Source organism: Vibrio sp. Vb0304, from assembly GCF_033338995.1.
Lineage (GTDB): Bacteria > Pseudomonadota > Gammaproteobacteria > Enterobacterales > Vibrionaceae > Vibrio > Vibrio alginolyticus.
The window spans coordinates 194,956-211,960 of the sequence record NZ_JAWOTT010000002.1 but is presented as its reverse complement, the minus strand read 5'-3'; the positions used below and the strand labels follow the sequence as shown (position 1 = coordinate 211,960).

Here is a 17,005-nt window from a genome sequence, read left to right as displayed (position 1 = left end):
ATTAAATATGTTTAATTTATTATATTTTATCGGTATTAATCATCACTGTATTAAAATAATCTAATTGATAACTAAATTATCATTAAATGCAGTAATTAAATGATATGTTTGATAATTATTTTTACCGATAATTGAATTATTATTCTAATCTCAAGTTTGTTGTAATCATATAGGCTTAAAATTCAGATCTTAAATCATGACATAATGTAACGTCTACCATTCTGTATGTAAGCTCATGATATTTAATAATTATGTTTCTATTTCTGTTGGTGTGGCTTTTGTGGAAGTGTGATTTAAAACAATGACTTATGTAAAATTAACCATTTTATAACATTTCACGGGTAATGAGATCTAAATCAATCTTATGCAATTGGGTGAGTTTTTTATTTGAAATGTAATATTTCTAGGTTAACTTAAAATAAAGGCAGCACGGGATTGGTTGTCAAAAGAATAAATAAACACGTCAGTTGGTGAACTATTTCATCAGTGTATTAAGTTTGCTTTTTAAATGCCGTTAAGAATGGAGTCTTCAATGAAGAAAGTCGCTTTGATCACTGGATCAAAAGGCGGAATTGGTTCTGCTATTTCCTCTCAATTAGTCAATGACGGTTACCGTGTAATCGCTACTTATTTCACAGGTAACTACGAATGTGCGCTGGAGTGGTTCAACAGCAAAGGGTTTACCAAAGATCAGGTTCGCCTTTTTGAGTTGGATGTAACAAACACGACAGAGTGTGCAGAGAAATTGGCGCAATTGCTTGGGGAGGAGGGAACCATTGATGTTGTTGTCAACAACGCAGGAATCACACGTGATGGCGTGTTTAAAAAGATGACTGCGCAAGCTTGGAATGATGTCATCAATACCAACCTCAATAGTTTATTCAACGTTACGCAACCCCTCTTCGCTGCAATGTGCGAAAAAGGCGGTGGTCGTGTCATCAATATCTCTTCAGTCAATGGTCTTAAAGGGCAGTTTGGTCAAGCAAACTACTCGGCGGCGAAAGCTGGGATGATCGGTTTCTCTAAAGCCTTAGCATACGAAGGTGCTCGCTCGGGTGTGACAGTTAATGTTATCGCTCCGGGTTACACGGGTACGCCAATGGTTGAGCAAATGAAGCCAGAAGTGCTGGAATCCATTACGAACCAAATTCCAATGAAACGTCTTGCGACACCAGAGGAAATTGCAGCATCAGTGAGCTTCTTGGTCAGCGATGCGGGCGCCTACATCACCGGAGAGACTTTGTCGGTGAACGGCGGCCTATACATGCACTAAGGAGAGAAGATGATGGAAAAAGTATTTATCGTAGCGGCGAAGCGTACTCCAATTGGTGCTTTTGGTGGCAGCCTGAAAAATACTTCTGCTGGCGATCTGGCAGCAGTAGCGATTAAAGGCGCGTTGGAAGCGGCAAAGTTGCCTGGCGACAAGGTTGACGAAGTGATTGTTGGCAACGTTGTTGGTGCAGGTCAAGGAATGGGTGTTGGCCGCCAAGCGGCACTGTTTGCGGGGATTCCTGAATCTGTTCCTGCATATGGCGTAAACATGGTTTGCGGTAGTGGCATGAAAACGGTCATGGATGCCGTGTCCCATATCCGTAGTGGCGATGCTGAGATCGTTGTTGCAGCGGGTGTTGAAGTCATGTCTCAGATTCCGTTTGCCGCACCAAGCAGCATTCGTGATGGCAACAAAATGGGCAATCTGGAGCTAAAAGATCTGCTCGTAGCGGACGGTTTAACCGATGTTTACAACCAATATCACATGGGTGTGACGGCAGAAAACGTAGCAAAACAAATCGGCTTAACTCGCCAGCAGCAAGACGAATACGCGCTGTCTAGCCAACAGAAAGCGGTAGCCGCTATCGAAGCTGGCAAATTTCAAGACGAAATTGTGCCAGTGGAAGTAAAGCAACGCCGTGAAACCGTGATGTTTGATACGGATGAATACCCAAAAGCGAACGCGACAATGGAAGCCTTAAGCAAGCTACGTCCTGCTTTTGACCGCGAAGGCACTGTGACTGCGGGTAATGCATCAGGTATTAACGATGGCGCGAGTGCGATTATCGTGGCGTCTGAAAGCGCAGTTAAAGCGCATGGATTAACGCCGCTTGCTGAGATCGTAAGCTACGCGCAATCGGGTCTTGATCCGAAGATCATGGGCCTAGGTCCTGTTGAGTCGGTCAATAAAGCACTCGCAAAAGCGGAACTCAGTGTACACGACATCGACGTTTACGAGTTAAACGAAGCATTTGCAGCGCAAGCACTTGGCGTGATTCATCAGTTGGCGGAAACAAACCAAGTTCCAGTTAACGCGATTCAAGACAAAGCGAACTTTAACGGTGGTGCTATCGCGCTAGGACACCCGCTTGGTGCTTCTGGCAACCGAATCTTAGTCACGCTGGTTCACGAGCTTCATAAGCAAAATGGTCAATATGGCGTTGCTTCACTTTGTGTGGGCGGCGGCATGGGCACGGCTGTGGTTGTAAAGACAGTTAAGTAATTATTTAAACGGACATTTTTAATTCTTTCTCTAGGAGACAAACCATGTACACAGATTTCTTCAAAACATTTAGCGATCAAACTGAAAAAAATCTAGAACCTTACTTGAAGTTCAACAAGCTAGTGACAAAAAACGTAGAAGTGTTGACCGAGCTTCAATTGAACGCCATTCGCACATACAGTGAAGTGGGTCTAAACCAGATGAAAGCAGCGACAGAAATCAAAGACGTAACGTCATTGACTGCTTTCAACAGTCAGCAACTAAGCGTACTTACTAAACTTTCTCAACAAATGATGGATGACAGCAACAAGCTTCAAGCGATTGCAAAAGAGTTCAAAGAAGACGTTGAGAAAATGACTTCGGAAAATCTAAAGACTGTTACTCCAGCGTAATTTGTCCGATTCTCGCCGCCCCTAGATTTGGGCGGCGTTGTTTTTTCCGAATATAGGAGTAAGACTATGTTTCAACACTTCTTTTCGGACTATCTTGTGAAGCTTCAGGAAACCAATCATCAGTGGTGGCATGATTTCGAAGTGAACAAGGCAGTCGTGAACTCTCCTTTAAACAAGGCCATGCAAGAAGTGAACTTTGAGGATACTGCCAAACTGTTCGAACAAGCTGCGAATCAGCCTGCTGCGATTTTAAAGCTGCAAGCACAGTGGTGGGAACAGCAGCTGCAAATTTGGCAGAATGTTGCATTGGCAGGGAACCAAGCACAAATCGTCGAAGCTGAAAAAGGGGATAAGCGTTTCTCAAACGAAGCGTGGCAAAATGAAGCCATGTATAGCTTCATCAAACAATCCTACCTTTTATTTAGTAAGACCTATCTGGACACCATCGAGTCTTTGGAAGGCTTAGATGAAAAGACGAAAGAACGTATTATTTTTTTCTCTCGCCAAGCCATTAACGCCCTTTCTCCTTCCAACTTCATCGCCACTAACCCAGAGCTTTTGAAGCTGACACTTGAGCAAAACGGTCAAAACTTACTGGCAGGCTTAGAGCAGTTGAAAGAAGACGTTGAGTCGAGCGCAGACATTTTAAAAATTCGTATGACGAATAACAATGCATTCCGCGTGGGCGATGACGTTGCGACGACACAGGGCAATGTGGTTTTTCAAAACGAATTGTTTGAGTTGATTCAATATCGACCTCTAACAGAGAAAGTGAATGCGACGCCGCTGCTCATCGTCCCACCTTTCATCAATAAATACTACATCCTTGATTTAACAGCAAAGAACTCAATGGTTCGATGGTTGTTAGAGCAGGGGCATAGTGTATTTATGATGTCTTGGCGCAATCCAGGCAAGGCACAAGCGCACATAGAGTTTGGTGACTACGTGACAGAAGGCGTAGTGAAAGCCGTCGCTGCAATTGAAGATATAACAGGACAAGAGCAAATCAATGCTGCTGGTTATTGTATCGGTGGTACTGTTTTAGCAAGCACGGTTGCCTACTACGCTGCAAAACGTATGAAGAAGCGCATTAAGTCTGCCACTTTCTTCACCACGTTGCTCGACTTCTCTCAACCAGGTGAAGTCGGCGCGTATATCAATGACACCATTGTTAGTGCAATTGAAGCGCAAAATAACGCAAAAGGGTATATGGACGGCCGTTCCTTAAGCGTGACGTTTAGTTTACTGCGTGAAAACAGCTTGTACTGGAACTACTACGTCGACAATTACTTGAAGGGTAACAGTCCGGTTGATTTCGACTTGTTGTACTGGAATAGCGATAGCACCAACGTCAGCGCTGCATCTCACAATTTCTTGCTTCGCGAGCTCTATTTAGAGAACAAGCTGGTGCAAGATAAAGGCGTCAAAATTGGTGGAGTATGGATTGATCTAAATAAGATCAAAATTCCTAGCTATTTTGTGTCAACGAAAGAAGACCACATTGCGTTATGGCAGGGAACTTACCGTGGTGCGCTGAACACGGGTGGTAACAAAACGTTTGTCCTCGGTGAGTCTGGTCATATTGCGGGCATCGTGAACCCTCCAGCTAGAAATAAGTATGGTTATTGGTTGAACGATAATTTGGATGACTCTGCTGATGAGTGGTTGAATAACGCGGAACACAAAGAGGGATCGTGGTGGACACACTGGAACGAGTGGTTACTCCAATTCAACCCTAAAGAGCAAGTTGAGCCTTTCCCTATTGGCTCAGAAAACCATCCGGTTATTGATGAAGCGCCAGGACAATACGTCAAACAGGTTCTGCCAGTGAAAGAATCTTAAACAACTCCCTATAGCAGTAAATCTTAGCGGCCTTTATGGTCGCTTTTTTTATGTATGATTGCTTGTTTATTGTTGGCAAGTACCATTGAGTAATAAATAAAAAGCGCCGAGCATTTGCTCGGCGCTCAGTGTCAACAAATAGGCTAGTTGACGAGTAGAGATGCGTTACGTTACACCTCTTTATCCTTACCAAATGACAGCAGCCAGAGAGAGATTGCTGCTACCGCCACAAAGCCGGAAAGAATAATCACTGGCATAGCACTGTAGCCAAGGATATGCCAAATTACAGATTCTAATGTACTCATGGTAAGTCTCCTTAGTGCCAGCCTTCAACGCCGCTCATGTCGGGTAGTTTGTGCGCAATACCTTTGTGACAGTCTACACATGTTTTCTCGCCTGAAGCTAGAGCGGTGGAGTGTTGTTCTGCCGCACGTGATCCTTGCTGAGAGTAATCCATGAAATCAAACTCATGACAGTTACGACATTCAAGAGAGTCATTCTTTTTCATACGTGCCCACTCTCGCTCTGCGAGGTGTCCACGACGCTCTTGGAACTTCTCTGGCGTATCGATCGTCTTCGTTACGAAGTGTGCAAATAGCTCTTTAGATGCCTGTACTTTACGAACGATCTTATCCGTCCATTCATGAGGAACGTGACAGTCTGAACAAATCGCACGAACACCAGATCGGTTGGAGTAGTGAATTGTTTCTTGAATTTCAGCAACGATCGGCGCGTGACAGCCAGAACAGAATTCTTCTGTGTTGGTTGCTTCCATACCTGTGTTGAATGCGCCCCAAAATAGAAGGCCACCAGCGAAGCCTAGAAATAAAACCACACCAGCGGCAGCTTTACTCGGGCTCGACAGTCTCTTCCAAAACGCTTTAAGTATTTTCATAAGTAACCTCTTAGTACTCGCGTTTCAATTACTGAAGCGAATCGACTGCCTTAAACTCGTTTTCCACTAGTGGTTTTGCATCCGTTTGTGGAACGTGACATTGCAAACAGAAGTAACGACGAGGAGACATATCTGCCAGTACCGCATCTTCTCTGTTTACATAGTGCGTTACGCTAATTTTAGTCGCACCTGACTCTTTTGCATTTTTCCAGCTATGGCATGCAAGACACTTGTTAGCATTTAACGAAATTTCGTAGTGACGAATGCTGTGTGGGATCAACGGTGGTTGATAAACATAGCTGTCTTCAACAATTTGATCTTTAGGGAAGTCTTTGAACTCGTCTGCTGGACGCGTATCTTCCAATTGAGACATTCCACGTAAAGATTCTAGACCTCCAATACCACCTGGATTATCCAACTCAGCTTGCGCAATGCCTGTCACTAACGCACCTACAGATAAAACTGCGACAAGTAATTTTTTCATCATTTCATCTCCGCCTTTATGGCTTAAATTCTTTATTAGGCCGCCATAATGACGGCCGTAGCATTCAGTATCTGAAGGTTAAGCAATCTTAGTGATTTTGACTGGGCACTTCTTAAAGTCTGTCTGTTTAGACAGTGGATCAGTCGCATCTAGGATAAGCTTGTTAATCAAAATACGTGCATCAAAGAACGGTACGAATACCAAGCCTTTTGGCGGACGGTTACGACCGCGAGTTTCAACACGAACGCGTACTTCACCGCGTTTGTTTGCCATGAGTACTTCTTCACCACGACGAACATTGCGTGCTTTTGCGTCTTCTGGGTGCATGTAACACACTGCGTCTGGTACTGCTTTGTATAATTCAGGTACACGACGAGTCATGGTGCCTGTGTGCCAATGTTCAAGAACACGACCAGTACATAACCACATATCAAATTCATCGTTCGGTACTTCTGGTGGCGCTTCGTATGGCGCGGAAATGATCTTCGCTTTGCCGTCAGCATTGCCGTAGAAGTCCCAACCAGAACCTTCTTTCGCGTATGGGTCTGAACCTTCTTTAAAGCGCCACTGTGTTTCTTTACCATCAACAACAGGCCAACGTAGACCACGTACTTGGTGGTAGCGGTCGTATGGAGCCAAATCATGCCCGTGACCACGGCCAAATGTTGCGTATTCCTCAAACAGACCTTTTTGAACATAGAAACCGAAGTGGTGAGCATCGTCATTCAGTTCACGAGCTTCTTCGATAGGGAATTTGTCGACGTTACCATTGCGGTAAAGTACGTCGTACATTGTTTTACCACGGTATTGAGGCGCTTTCGCTAGAAGCTCTTCAGGCCACACTTCTTCCATTTTGAAGCGTTTCGAGAACTCCATTAGCTGCCAAAGGTCGGATTTTGCTTGACCGACTGTGCCCACTTGTTGGTACCAAGCTTGGGTACGACGCTCTGCGTTACCGTAAGCACCTTCTTTTTCAATCCACATTGCGGTAGGAAGAATAAGGTCTGCTGCTTGTGCTGTTGCTGTCGGGTATGGGTCAGACACAACGATGAAGTTTTCTGGGTTGCGGTAACCTGGAAGACGCTCTGTGTTGATGTTTGGACCGGCTTGCATGTTGTTGTTACATTGAACCCAGTAACAGTTCAGAACGCCGTCATTCAGCATACGGTCTTGCAATACGGCGTGGAAGCCAGGTTTTGGTGGAATCGTACCTTCTGGCAGTTTCCAGATGTCTTCTGCAATCTTACGGTGTTTAGGGTTAGCAACCACCATGTCCGCTGGTAGGCGGTGAGCAAACGTACCAACCTCACGAGCGGTACCACATGCTGATGGTTGGCCCGTTAGTGAGAATGGGCTGTTCCCCGGAGTCGAGATCTTACCGGTTAGTAGGTGGATGTTGTAAACCAAGTTATTCATCCATACACCACGAGTATGCTGGTTCATACCCATCGTCCATAGAGACATCACTTTCGTGTTTGGATCCGCGTATTGCTTCGCAAGCTCGATAAGCTTCTCTTTCTCAACACCAGAGATTTCAGATGCTTTCTCTACTGTGTATGGCGCTACTGATTTCTTGTACTCTTCGAATGAGATAGAAGTGAGTTTGCCAGAGTTCGGGTTCTTCGCTGCTTTTTGTAGCGGATCATCGTCACGTAGACCGTAGCCGATGTCAGTGTCTGCTTGAGTGAAGTTCGTGTGTTTGTTCACGAAGTCCCAGTTTACTGCATCGTTTTCGATGATGTAGTTTGCGATGAAGTTAGCAATTGCAAGGTCAGACTGAGGATTGAAAATGTAGCCGTGGTCTGCCAACTCAAATGAACGATGGTAGTAAGTAGAAAGCACGTTCACTTTAACGTGAGGGTGGCTTAGGCGGCGGTCAGTAATGCGAGTCCATAGAACCGGGTGCATCTCTGCCATGTTTGAGCCCCAAAGAACGAAAGCGTCTGCGTTCTCAAAGTCATCGTAACAACCCATTGGCTCATCGATACCGAATGCGCGCATGAAACCTACAACGGCAGAAGCCATACAGTGACGAGCGTTTGGATCAATGTTGTTTGATCGGAAGCCTGCTTTCATTAACTTTGACGCAGCGTAGCCTTCCATTACTGTCCATTGGCCTGAGCCAAACATACCTACGCTTGTTGGGCCTTTTTTCTCGAGGGAAGCTTTCCATTTCTCAGCCATGATGTCGAAAGCGTCATCCCAAGAGATAGGTGTAAATTCACCATCTTTGTGGAATTTGCCATCTTTCATTCGTAGCATCGGTTGAGTTAGACGGTCTTGACCGTACATGATCTTAGAAAGGAAGTAACCTTTGATGCAGTTCAGACCTTTGTTTACTGGTGCTTCTGGGTCACCCTGTGTTGCTACCACTTTGCCGTTTTGAGTGCCAACAAGAACAGAACAGCCTGTACCACAGAAACGACAAGGTGCTTTGTCCCATGTGATTTTGGTTTGATCAGAGCTTGCAATCAGGTTGGCTGCAGATGCTGGTAGTGTCACACCTGCGACAGCAGCAGCTGATGCAGCCGCGTTTGCTTTCACAAACGCACGTCTTGTCATTTTCATACTTCACCCTCGATTTGGGAATGTTGTGTTCCAGTGTCTTCTTCATCCGTTTCTTCAAGCCCAGTTTCGATTTGGTGATAAACCAATACCGTGCTTAAGACGTTCGGTAAATTGTTAATGGCATCGATAGTGTCTGTGATGAAACCTTGGTTCTCAGTTTCAAGTACGACGATAATCTTGCCTTCAGGACTGTCACCATAGATTTCCGCATTTTCGTGTGCTTCTATCTTTTGTTTGATTTCGTCCAAATGTTCCGGCAGCACATGTACTACCAAACTTGAAATATGCACTTCATTTAGTGACATATAGCTCTCTCATTTATTTTTATTGCCTTTGGCCGACGACATTCGGCTTAGGCTGTTATATTGCTCACATTGATGGATGAAGTCGGGCACACTGAAACACAGGCGCCGCAGCCGTTACACTCATCAAGGTCTAAATTGGGTTGTGCTACTTTCCCCAGTTCTAATTTGAACTGAATTGCCATCGGGTCGCACATATCCCCACAGCTTCGGCATTCGACATTTTGTTTTGCTAAGCAGTTATCGTTGATACTTGCTTTTGCTTGCCAAGGTTGTTCTGTTTTTGGCAAGAAAAGGGGCTCAGGACAGGCGTTTGCACATTGATAGCAAAATGTGCATTCATCGATGGAAAAATCGACCGAGGGGAATCCGCCATCACTTTTGGTTATAATCTTTGTTTCACAGGCCTCAATGCATTTACCGCAGCGAGTGCAATCGTCCGTAAACTGTTGCGGTTTAGTTAACCAAGGCAAACGTACGGCGTTGTCGGGGTGCGCTTTTCTTGCAAAGAGTCTTCTTCTGGAAAGGTCTACCACTTAGTCACCTCGAAACTTGGAACCCAAACTAAGCATAGTCCACAATTTTCATTAATAAACTGTCATTTAAACTAACGAAATTGTAGTTTTTGACATATTTGTATAAATACCTCTTAGGGGGTAAATGGTATGCAATATTGTTTTGGATCAATAAATTCCGTCGCAGGTGATCACATATTGATAAAGTTGAAAGGTAATGGGTTCATTGCACGTACAAATAGGATTGTTAATGGGCGAGGAACTCAGATTGTTTAAAAATGTGAAAAAGTCAGTGACGCGCACGATTGCGTCCGCGATGCTTCTTATTTTGCTGCTCTCAGTCGCTACGACTGGTTTTGCGATTTTTACGTTAGCGTCCAGTTTGAACGATGCTGAAGCCGTCAATGTTGCTGGCTCGATGCGAATGCAAAGCTACCGTCTGGCGAATGATATTCAGGTTAAATCTGTTGACTATTCTTCACATATTGACGCATTTGAACATTCGATATATTCACCTTCAATGAAAGCGCTTCAGCATTGGTCTGTGCCTGAAGACATCACTCACGATTACTACCGTCTTATTATCAGATGGCATGAACTCAAGGCGGTGCTGAGAGGAGACAACCCGGCAGAATATCAACTCCTAGTGGCCGGTTTTGTTGAACAAATCGATGAGTTTGTATTTAAGCTGCAAAGCTTTTCGGAGCAAAAACTGATTAACTTAGCCTGGATCGGCGGGTTAGGGTTGGGTGGCATTCTTTGTGTCAGTATGTTTGTCGTTCATTTTGTGCGCCTCGAAGTTGTTCGGCCTCTGCGTGCCTTAGTTTTTGCTAGCGAGCAAATTAAAAATCGCTCATTCAATATATCGCTCAATGTATCTAGCGACAATGAAATGGGAATACTGACTCGAACCTTTAACCGGATGGCGACAGACCTTGGTAAGTTGTACCGAGGATTAGAACAAGCGGTTGATGAGAAAACACGTAAATTGCAGCATGCCAACCAGTCTTTAGAGGTGCTGTATGACTCGTCAAAAGAACTCACGGCGTCGCGTATTAATCAAGACAATTTCCAGGCGATTTTGCAGCATATCGTCAGTCTTGAGGGCATTAAAGCGGTCAAACTTGAAATCGAGCAGCTGGGAGAACCGAGCTGGATATTGATGGAAGGAGAAGAATGCTGCCAAGATTGTGATGAAGATTGCCACGGTAAAGCCCTGATGCTAGATGGCGAGCACTTGGGCTATTTATATTGGAAAGCAGGGTTACCTTGTCCGAACGAGGCTCTTATTGACAACTTCGTGCAGATTTTATCACGCGCCGTGTATTACAATCGGGCGCAGCGCCAAGCAGAACAAATTCTGCTGATGGAAGAGCGAGCCACTATTGCTCGGGAGTTGCATGATTCATTGGCTCAAGCACTCTCTTACTTAAAAATTCAGGTCGCTTTGTTGAAGAGAAGCGTAAAGAACTTGCCTGACGAAAAGGCGATCGCGCAGGCTAATCAAGTTATTGCCGAGCTAGATACGGGCTTATCTGCCGCTTATACGCAGTTACGCGAGTTACTGACGACGTTTCGTCTTACGATTAAAGAGGGCAGTTTTGGCCAAGCATTGCAAGACATGGTTGAAACGCTCAGTGAACAAACTACTGCGGACATTACGCTAAAAAATAGACTTTCATCAACTGAACTGGATGCACATCAGCAGGTTCATTTACTACAGTTGATAAGAGAAGCGGCAATTAATGCTATCAAACATGCGCAAGCAGATAATATTCACATTCAATGTCTCGATAATGATGGAAAAGTCACAGTAACCGTTAGCGACGATGGAATAGGCTTTGAACATCAAGACGAAAAATTAAATCATTACGGTATGAGTATCATGCAAGAGCGGGCCGCTAGACTGCATGCCGATCTGCACATCGAAGCATCGATAAACAAAGGTTGTACCGTAAAATTAGAATTCCAACATAGTAAGGAAGTAAACAGTGACAGTGTGTAAAGTAATGCTGGTGGATGATCATCCACTCATGCGAAGAGGTATCCACCAGCTTTTAAGCTTTGAGCCTGAGTTTGAGGTCATTGCAGAAGCAAGTAATGGCGCGGATGCAGTAGCGAAAGCGCATGAGCTAGAACTGGATCTTGTACTTCTTGATCTTAATATGAAAGGCATGTCTGGCCTTGATACTTTGCAAGCACTGCGTGCAGATGGCTGTGAAGCCAGAATTGTCATTCTAACCGTTTCGGATAGCCCAGCAGATATAGAAGCAATAGTTCGAAGTGGTGCCGATGGCTATTTATTGAAAGACACTGAGCCTGATGAGTTGGTTGAGTTGCTAAAACAAGCGCACCAAGGGGACAAGGCATACAGCCAAGAAGTTTCTAAGTATTTGAGTGAACGTTCAGAGCAAGAGGACGTGTTTGATACACTGACCGATCGTGAATCTCAGATCTTAAGAGAGGTGGCAAGAGGTTTCCGCAACAAGCAAATTGCCGATCGTCTTTTTATCTCTGAGTCTACGGTTAAAGTACATATGAAGAGTTTACTTAAAAAGCTTCAAGTTCCTTCTCGTACTGCAGCAACCGTCCTTTATCTTGAGCGCTTTGGCGACATCAAATAACATTGTTGGATTTGAATCTGTAATAATAAATAAAATCAAACAGTTATATTGATTCTGACGAATAAAAAAACCGCCTGTTAGGCGGTTTTTTTACTTGTCTGGGCGAATAGAGTACAAGTCACTGTTGTGCTTACCACACTCCAAATAGTACTGATAAGCCACTTTTTTGCTTTCAGCAATGACTCTCATGCAGTGCATTTTCCCCTGTTCAAAATATCGAATCTCATATTCTACACTGGTATCAAGTTGCTCAGCGGCTGCCATACTTCGCCTCCATAAACCATCCAAAAAACATCCATGCAAATTATATGCCGTTATAGGGAGCGTCGTTCGGTACGTTTTTTAGCCGATAATTGCGCTCTAACTCACTTTTTTGCGGATAGCTGTGATCAAAAAGTTAATTTCAAACTCTATATATTATTAAGGTGGCAATCAATATTTGTCACACTGGTGTAAGTTTGCCGCAATACTAAGTGATACAGGTTGAGTATAGAACTTAATCAACAGAAAAGGGAATACGAATAAGTGACTAAATTAAAGGATGTATCTAATAAGGCGCTTCGTTATGGCCTTCTATTTTGTTTCGTATTTCTGCTTGCCGGTTGTGCGAAAAAGTTTTTATACAGCAATATCGATTGGTTCGTGCTCGATTACTTAGAGGACTATGTCTCGTTGCAAGGGGAACAAGAAGTCCTAGTGGAAGAGCGCTTATTATTGTTGGCAGACTGGCACAAGAAAGAGGAGTTACCATTATATATCGAACATTTAAAAGACCTTGAGAGATTAAAAGCGAGCGATATCACCTTAAATTACTTACAACAAAATCGAGATAGAATGCGAGCGCATTACGATAGAGTGGTAAGCAAAGCAGCACCAGATCTTTTTGCGTTAAGTTTGCAATTAACGAAAGAGCAAGAACGCGAGTTTTTGAGTAATGTACAAGAACATTATCAAGAGCGAAACGCAAAATATGCCGATAAGACAGAAGACGAAGTGCGTGAAATTATTCTGGATAACACTGAAGAGTGGATGGAAGAATGGCTAGGGAATCTATCAGGAAATCAGCGTCAATTAGCTCAAAGATTTTCTCAGCAAGTTATTTTAAACAGCCCTTTATGGAGAGATTATCGAGCCACGGTATATCAAGAGCTCGAATACTTGTTCGACAACAAATCTAATGTTGTGACTTATCAAGATATATTTATGCGACTCTTGTTCGAGCCAGAGAGTTATTATAGTGAGCAGCTTTCTCTGAATATTGACTCTAACTTTGCATTGGTTGATCAACTGACATTAGATGTTTCTCGTTCGATGACCGATAAGCAATGGCGTCATTTTCGTGAAAAGGTTAAAGAGTGGCGAGTACTGGCAGAGGAACTTTTAGATTAAATTCATGCTTCAATGAGCGAAAGCAAAGCGCAAAAGCCTTTCTTATCAAAAAATGATTCAAAGCAAATTCTTATTGAACTAAGAGCGTAACATAGCGTGAGGTTTGATGAGGCAACGTCAGCTTATCAATGCGTGATAAGGCCTCATCGTACAAAACAATGAGAATAAATATGAAACATTTAGTTGAAAGATTTCTTCGATACGTCACGTTTGATACCCAATCCAATCCACATGTGACGCTTTGCCCAAGTTCACCTGGTCAGCTTGTGTTTGCTGAGTTACTTAAAAAAGAGATGATCGAGCTTGGTTTAAGTGACGTGACTTTGGATAAAAATGGCTATTTGATGGCTAAACTGCCAGCCAATATTGACTATGAGGTTCCTCCTATCGGCTTCATTGCCCATATGGATACCGCGCCGGATGCATCTGGCAAAAACGTAAAGCCGCAATTCATCGAAGATTACCAAGGTGGCGATATTGCATTAGGGTTGGGGGATGAAGTGTTATCTCCCGTGCAATACCCCGATTTACATCACCTACATGGCCACAATCTTATTACTACCGATGGCACTACATTACTTGGCGCGGATAACAAAGCCGGTATCGCAGAGATTCTTTCCGCGGTAGCTCTGCTACTGGAAAACCCAGACATTCCACACGGCGACATTTGTATCGGTTTTACTCCGGATGAAGAAATCGGTCGTGGTGCAGATTTGTTTAATGTTAAAAAATTTGGCGCGAAATGGGCATACACTATAGATGGTGGCCCGCAAGGTGAGTTGGAATACGAAAACTTTAATGCAGCAAACGCTGATGTAATTTTTCATGGTGTTAGCGTTCATCCAGGTACTGCAAAAGGCAAAATGGTCAATGCGATGAACTTGGCTGCGAAATTTCAAGTTCAAATGCCCCAAGATCAAACTCCGGAAACAACCGAAGGTTACGAAGGGTTCTTCCATCTAAAATCGGCAGAAATGGGCGTTGCACGAAGCGAGCTAGGTTACATTATTAGAGACTTTGACCGTCAAAGACTTGAGGATCGAAAAGCCTTTATGCAGAAACTCGTCGATGAAATGAACACGGGTTTACGCCATGGTTCTGTAGAGCTAAAAATAAAAGACAGCTATTACAATATGAGAGAAATGGTTGAGCCTTACCCTCATATCATTGAGCTGGCAAAGCAAGCGATGGAAGCGTGTGATGTGGAACCGATTATAAAACCTATTCGTGGTGGTACAGATGGTGCTCGTTTATCTTTTATGGGTTTGCCGTGCCCGAATATCTTCACCGGCGGTTTTAACTTCCACGGAATTCATGAGTTTATTTCTGTTGAAATGATGGAAAAATCAGTACTCGTTATCGTCAAAATTGCTGAGCTTACAGCGAAAAAACACAGTTAAAAGACTACGTCGAGACCTCTTGCAGATTTAATAACAAAATAGCCCAGATCTTCCTGGGCTATTTAAATATTAAGATGGAATACTAGCGCACGTCTTTGTCTTCAATTTCAATGTCTTCTAGTGGTAACCAGTCGACTTTCACACCCGCTTGATCGAACATATCTTGACTGACTTGGATTTTATCTCCCCAGCGAGATAAAAAGTCTTCAGACTGCTCAGGGCAGTGTACGTGTGAGATCCCTGTTTGAATGATCTTTGCCGCGCAGTTAGGGCAAGGAAAATGCGTTACCCAAATATCACATCCGTCTAAGTCACGTTTTGAGAACAAAATTGCGTTCTCTTCCGCGTGCAGTGTTTTAAGGTATTTCAACTCGCGCTCATCGGTGTCGACACTGTCAGAAACACCATGCGGATAGCCATTAAATCCAACAGATACAATGCGATTCTGTTTAGTAATAACGGCACCGACTTGTGTTGATGGGTCCTTACTCCAAGATGCCACTAGTTCTGCCATCTGGTAAAAGCGTTTCGCCCATTTAGAAATCATAGTCATCCTCTCTGTCGAAGGCGTTGAATTAATTGAATGATAACCCATTTATATTAAAAAAATAGTCAAAATCGGGGTCTTGAGTATGAAGGCGTCACTTTTTACCTTTTTAGCCATAAAACGTTCTTATCTTGAGCACTGAATCTCACTTTACGCCCGAATACAATACTCCCGTTAGTGTTTCCAAACTCAAATTAAAACTCGCGATCTCCTAAGGCGTATATTAAATAGTTATGATTGAGTTGTATGTATATTGCTCATTGAATACCACTGTTAACTAAATTACTTTATTTTCCTTTTGTTTCTCATGTTTACATTTAGAAACACCTTGGGCGCTTTTCAGTGAAGTTTTCAGTGGCAGCAAGGAGTAAGGTTGATAGGAATTCAACAATATCCTGTTCTATAAAGACGGTAAATACATGCAAAAGAAACCACTTGTCGCACTAATGGCGGCTACAGCAATCCTCGCTGGATGCGGGGAAGCTAATAATGCCCAAACGAAAGGTCAAGCGCCTCTCGTAGTGACTCAGGATGTCACGGTTATCGACTACCAACCGAGCAAGTCTTATATCGGTCGCATTGAAGCAGTAGAAGATACCAATATTACCGCGCAGATTTCTGGCTACTTAAAAGCTCGTCACTTTGAAGAGGGGCAAATGGTAGAAAAAGGGCAGCTCCTTTACTCTATCGAGCCATCTTCTTTTGAAGCCCAAGTCGCGAGTGCTAAAGCCGCACTTGCACAAGCTAAAGCGGCGCTAAAAAAAGCCGAATTAGATCATACTCGAGGTAAAAACTTGTTGCCTCGCGGTAGTATCTCTCAATCTGAGTTTGATGCTTTAACAGCGGCACTTCTTGGTGCGAGAGCAGAGCTAGAAGCGGCAAATGCTCAACTTAAACTTGCTGAAGTTAACCTTTCCTATACTCAAATCCGAGCACCTTTTAGCGGACGTATTAGTGATACCAAAGTGAGTACGGGTGATCTGGTTTCTCCATCATCTGGCGTGCTGACGACATTGGTGAGCTTAGACCCAGTGCATACTTCATTTAGTGTGAGTGAGCGCGAGCGTTTAGCCATGGGTATGGATCAAGTCAAAGGCGACGGCTCAGCAGAATCAAACCGCGTTGAAGTTCAGCTTGAGCTGGAAAATGGTCAGTTTTTTGAGCATCTGGGTAAGCTCGATTTCTTAGGTAATCGTATTGACACCAAAACGGGTACGATTGCAATGCGTGCGCTAGTGCCAAACCCAGAGCAGAAGTTACTTCCGGGTCAGCACATCAAAGTGAACTTAAGAGATAAGAATACGAAGGACGTTATTGTTATTCCACGACGTGCCGTTCAGACTGACTTAGAAGGTGACTTTGTGATGGTGATGGCTGAGGGAAATGTCGCAGAGCGTCGTAACGTAGAGCTTGGCCCTCAGGTTGAACAAGGTATTATCATTCGAGAAGGGCTCGATCAGGAAGATACAGTTATTACACAAGGCCTACAACGTGTGCGTAATGGTGTAGAAGTGCGCCTTCAAGCACCTGCTGAAGATAAGCAGTAGGGGGCA

Annotated in this window: 17 protein-coding genes; 9 read left to right on the top strand and 8 right to left on the bottom strand. The window is 43.8% G+C overall.

Going from position 1 to position 17,005, the window contains the following annotated elements; all coding sequences use genetic code 11:
- Positions 1-532 precede the first annotated feature (532 nt).
- The 4 genes from R7P35_RS05935 (at position 533) to phaC (ending at position 4,728) form a co-directional block, all read left to right on the top strand.
- Positions 533-1,273 carry an SDR family oxidoreductase gene (locus R7P35_RS05935; protein WP_005373555.1) on the top strand — a complete coding sequence of 247 codons (741 nt, stop codon included), beginning with the start codon at positions 533-535 and terminating at the stop codon, positions 1,271-1,273.
- A gap of 12 nt (positions 1,274-1,285) precedes the next feature.
- Positions 1,286-2,494, top strand: coding sequence for an acetyl-CoA C-acetyltransferase (locus R7P35_RS05930; protein WP_170897050.1), 1,209 nt, complete (start codon positions 1,286-1,288; stop codon positions 2,492-2,494).
- A 44-nt stretch (positions 2,495-2,538) separates the two neighbouring features.
- On the top strand, positions 2,539-2,886 hold the full coding sequence (locus R7P35_RS05925) for a phasin family protein (RefSeq protein WP_005373550.1): 348 nt from the start codon (positions 2,539-2,541) through the stop codon (positions 2,884-2,886).
- 66 nt (positions 2,887-2,952) lie between these two features.
- A complete protein-coding gene (phaC, locus tag R7P35_RS05920; RefSeq protein ID WP_054574707.1) occupies positions 2,953-4,728 on the top strand; it encodes a class I poly(R)-hydroxyalkanoic acid synthase in 1,776 nt (591 codons plus the stop codon).
- A 170-nt stretch (positions 4,729-4,898) separates the two neighbouring features.
- On the opposite strand, the gene R7P35_RS05915 is transcribed toward phaC, so the two are convergent.
- The 6 genes from R7P35_RS05915 to napF all read right to left on the bottom strand — a co-directional run bounded on the left by R7P35_RS05915 (position 4,899) and on the right by napF (position 9,513).
- Positions 4,899-5,033 (bottom strand): TIGR02808 family protein, encoded by a 135-nt coding sequence (locus tag R7P35_RS05915; protein ID WP_005373546.1) that lies wholly within the window; start codon positions 5,031-5,033, stop codon positions 4,899-4,901.
- An 11-nt stretch (positions 5,034-5,044) separates the two neighbouring features.
- Complete coding sequence (locus R7P35_RS05910; RefSeq protein WP_005373542.1) at positions 5,045-5,623, bottom strand: NapC/NirT family cytochrome c; 579 nt, start codon at positions 5,621-5,623, stop codon at positions 5,045-5,047.
- A gap of 28 nt (positions 5,624-5,651) precedes the next feature.
- Positions 5,652-6,107 carry a nitrate reductase cytochrome c-type subunit gene (locus R7P35_RS05905; protein WP_005389061.1) on the bottom strand — a complete coding sequence of 152 codons (456 nt, stop codon included), beginning with the start codon at positions 6,105-6,107 and terminating at the stop codon, positions 5,652-5,654.
- A gap of 78 nt (positions 6,108-6,185) precedes the next feature.
- A complete protein-coding gene (gene napA / locus R7P35_RS05900; RefSeq protein WP_005389060.1) occupies positions 6,186-8,675 on the bottom strand; it encodes a periplasmic nitrate reductase subunit alpha in 2,490 nt (829 codons plus the stop codon).
- On the bottom strand, positions 8,672-8,980 hold the full coding sequence (locus R7P35_RS05895; RefSeq protein ID WP_005373535.1) for a chaperone NapD: 309 nt from the start codon (positions 8,978-8,980) through the stop codon (positions 8,672-8,674). Before R7P35_RS05895 ends, napA begins: the two co-directional genes overlap by 4 nt.
- 47 nt (positions 8,981-9,027) lie before the next feature.
- On the bottom strand, positions 9,028-9,513 hold the full coding sequence (gene napF / locus R7P35_RS05890; RefSeq protein ID WP_082240183.1) for a ferredoxin-type protein NapF: 486 nt from the start codon (positions 9,511-9,513) through the stop codon (positions 9,028-9,030).
- A 247-nt stretch (positions 9,514-9,760) separates the two neighbouring features.
- On the opposite strand from napF, the gene narQ reads away from it, so the two are divergent.
- Both narQ and R7P35_RS05880 read left to right on the top strand, forming a co-directional pair.
- A complete protein-coding gene (gene narQ / locus R7P35_RS05885) occupies positions 9,761-11,497 on the top strand; it encodes a nitrate/nitrite two-component system sensor histidine kinase NarQ (RefSeq protein WP_053349410.1) in 1,737 nt (578 codons plus the stop codon).
- Between the two features lie 4 nt (positions 11,498-11,501).
- Entirely contained in the window at positions 11,502-12,116 is a 615-nt protein-coding gene (locus R7P35_RS05880) for a response regulator (protein WP_031777156.1), read from the top strand.
- Between the two features lie 90 nt (positions 12,117-12,206).
- Here the strand turns inward: R7P35_RS05880 and R7P35_RS05875 are convergent, their stop codons facing one another.
- Positions 12,207-12,380, bottom strand: coding sequence for a hypothetical protein (locus tag R7P35_RS05875; protein ID WP_005373524.1), 174 nt, complete (start codon positions 12,378-12,380; stop codon positions 12,207-12,209).
- Positions 12,381-12,641: 261 nt separating this feature from the next.
- Between R7P35_RS05875 and R7P35_RS05870 the strand changes: the two genes are divergently transcribed.
- Positions 12,642-13,505: a DUF6279 family lipoprotein gene (locus tag R7P35_RS05870; protein WP_005389049.1), complete on the top strand. Its 864-nt coding sequence runs from the start codon at positions 12,642-12,644 to the stop codon at positions 13,503-13,505.
- Positions 13,506-13,675: 170 nt separating this feature from the next.
- Positions 13,676-14,905 (top strand): peptidase T, encoded by a 1,230-nt coding sequence (gene pepT, locus R7P35_RS05865; protein WP_033906377.1) that lies wholly within the window; start codon positions 13,676-13,678, stop codon positions 14,903-14,905.
- 82 nt (positions 14,906-14,987) lie between these two features.
- Here pepT and R7P35_RS05860 read toward each other — a convergent pair whose 3' ends face one another.
- Entirely contained in the window at positions 14,988-15,452 is a 465-nt protein-coding gene (locus tag R7P35_RS05860; RefSeq protein ID WP_005373515.1) for a dCMP deaminase family protein, read from the bottom strand.
- A 419-nt stretch (positions 15,453-15,871) separates the two neighbouring features.
- Between R7P35_RS05860 and vmeY the strand changes: the two genes are divergently transcribed.
- On the top strand, positions 15,872-16,999 hold the full coding sequence (gene vmeY, locus R7P35_RS05855; RefSeq protein WP_064369359.1) for a multidrug efflux RND transporter periplasmic adaptor subunit VmeY: 1,128 nt from the start codon (positions 15,872-15,874) through the stop codon (positions 16,997-16,999).
- Positions 17,000-17,005: the final 6 nt, after the last annotated feature.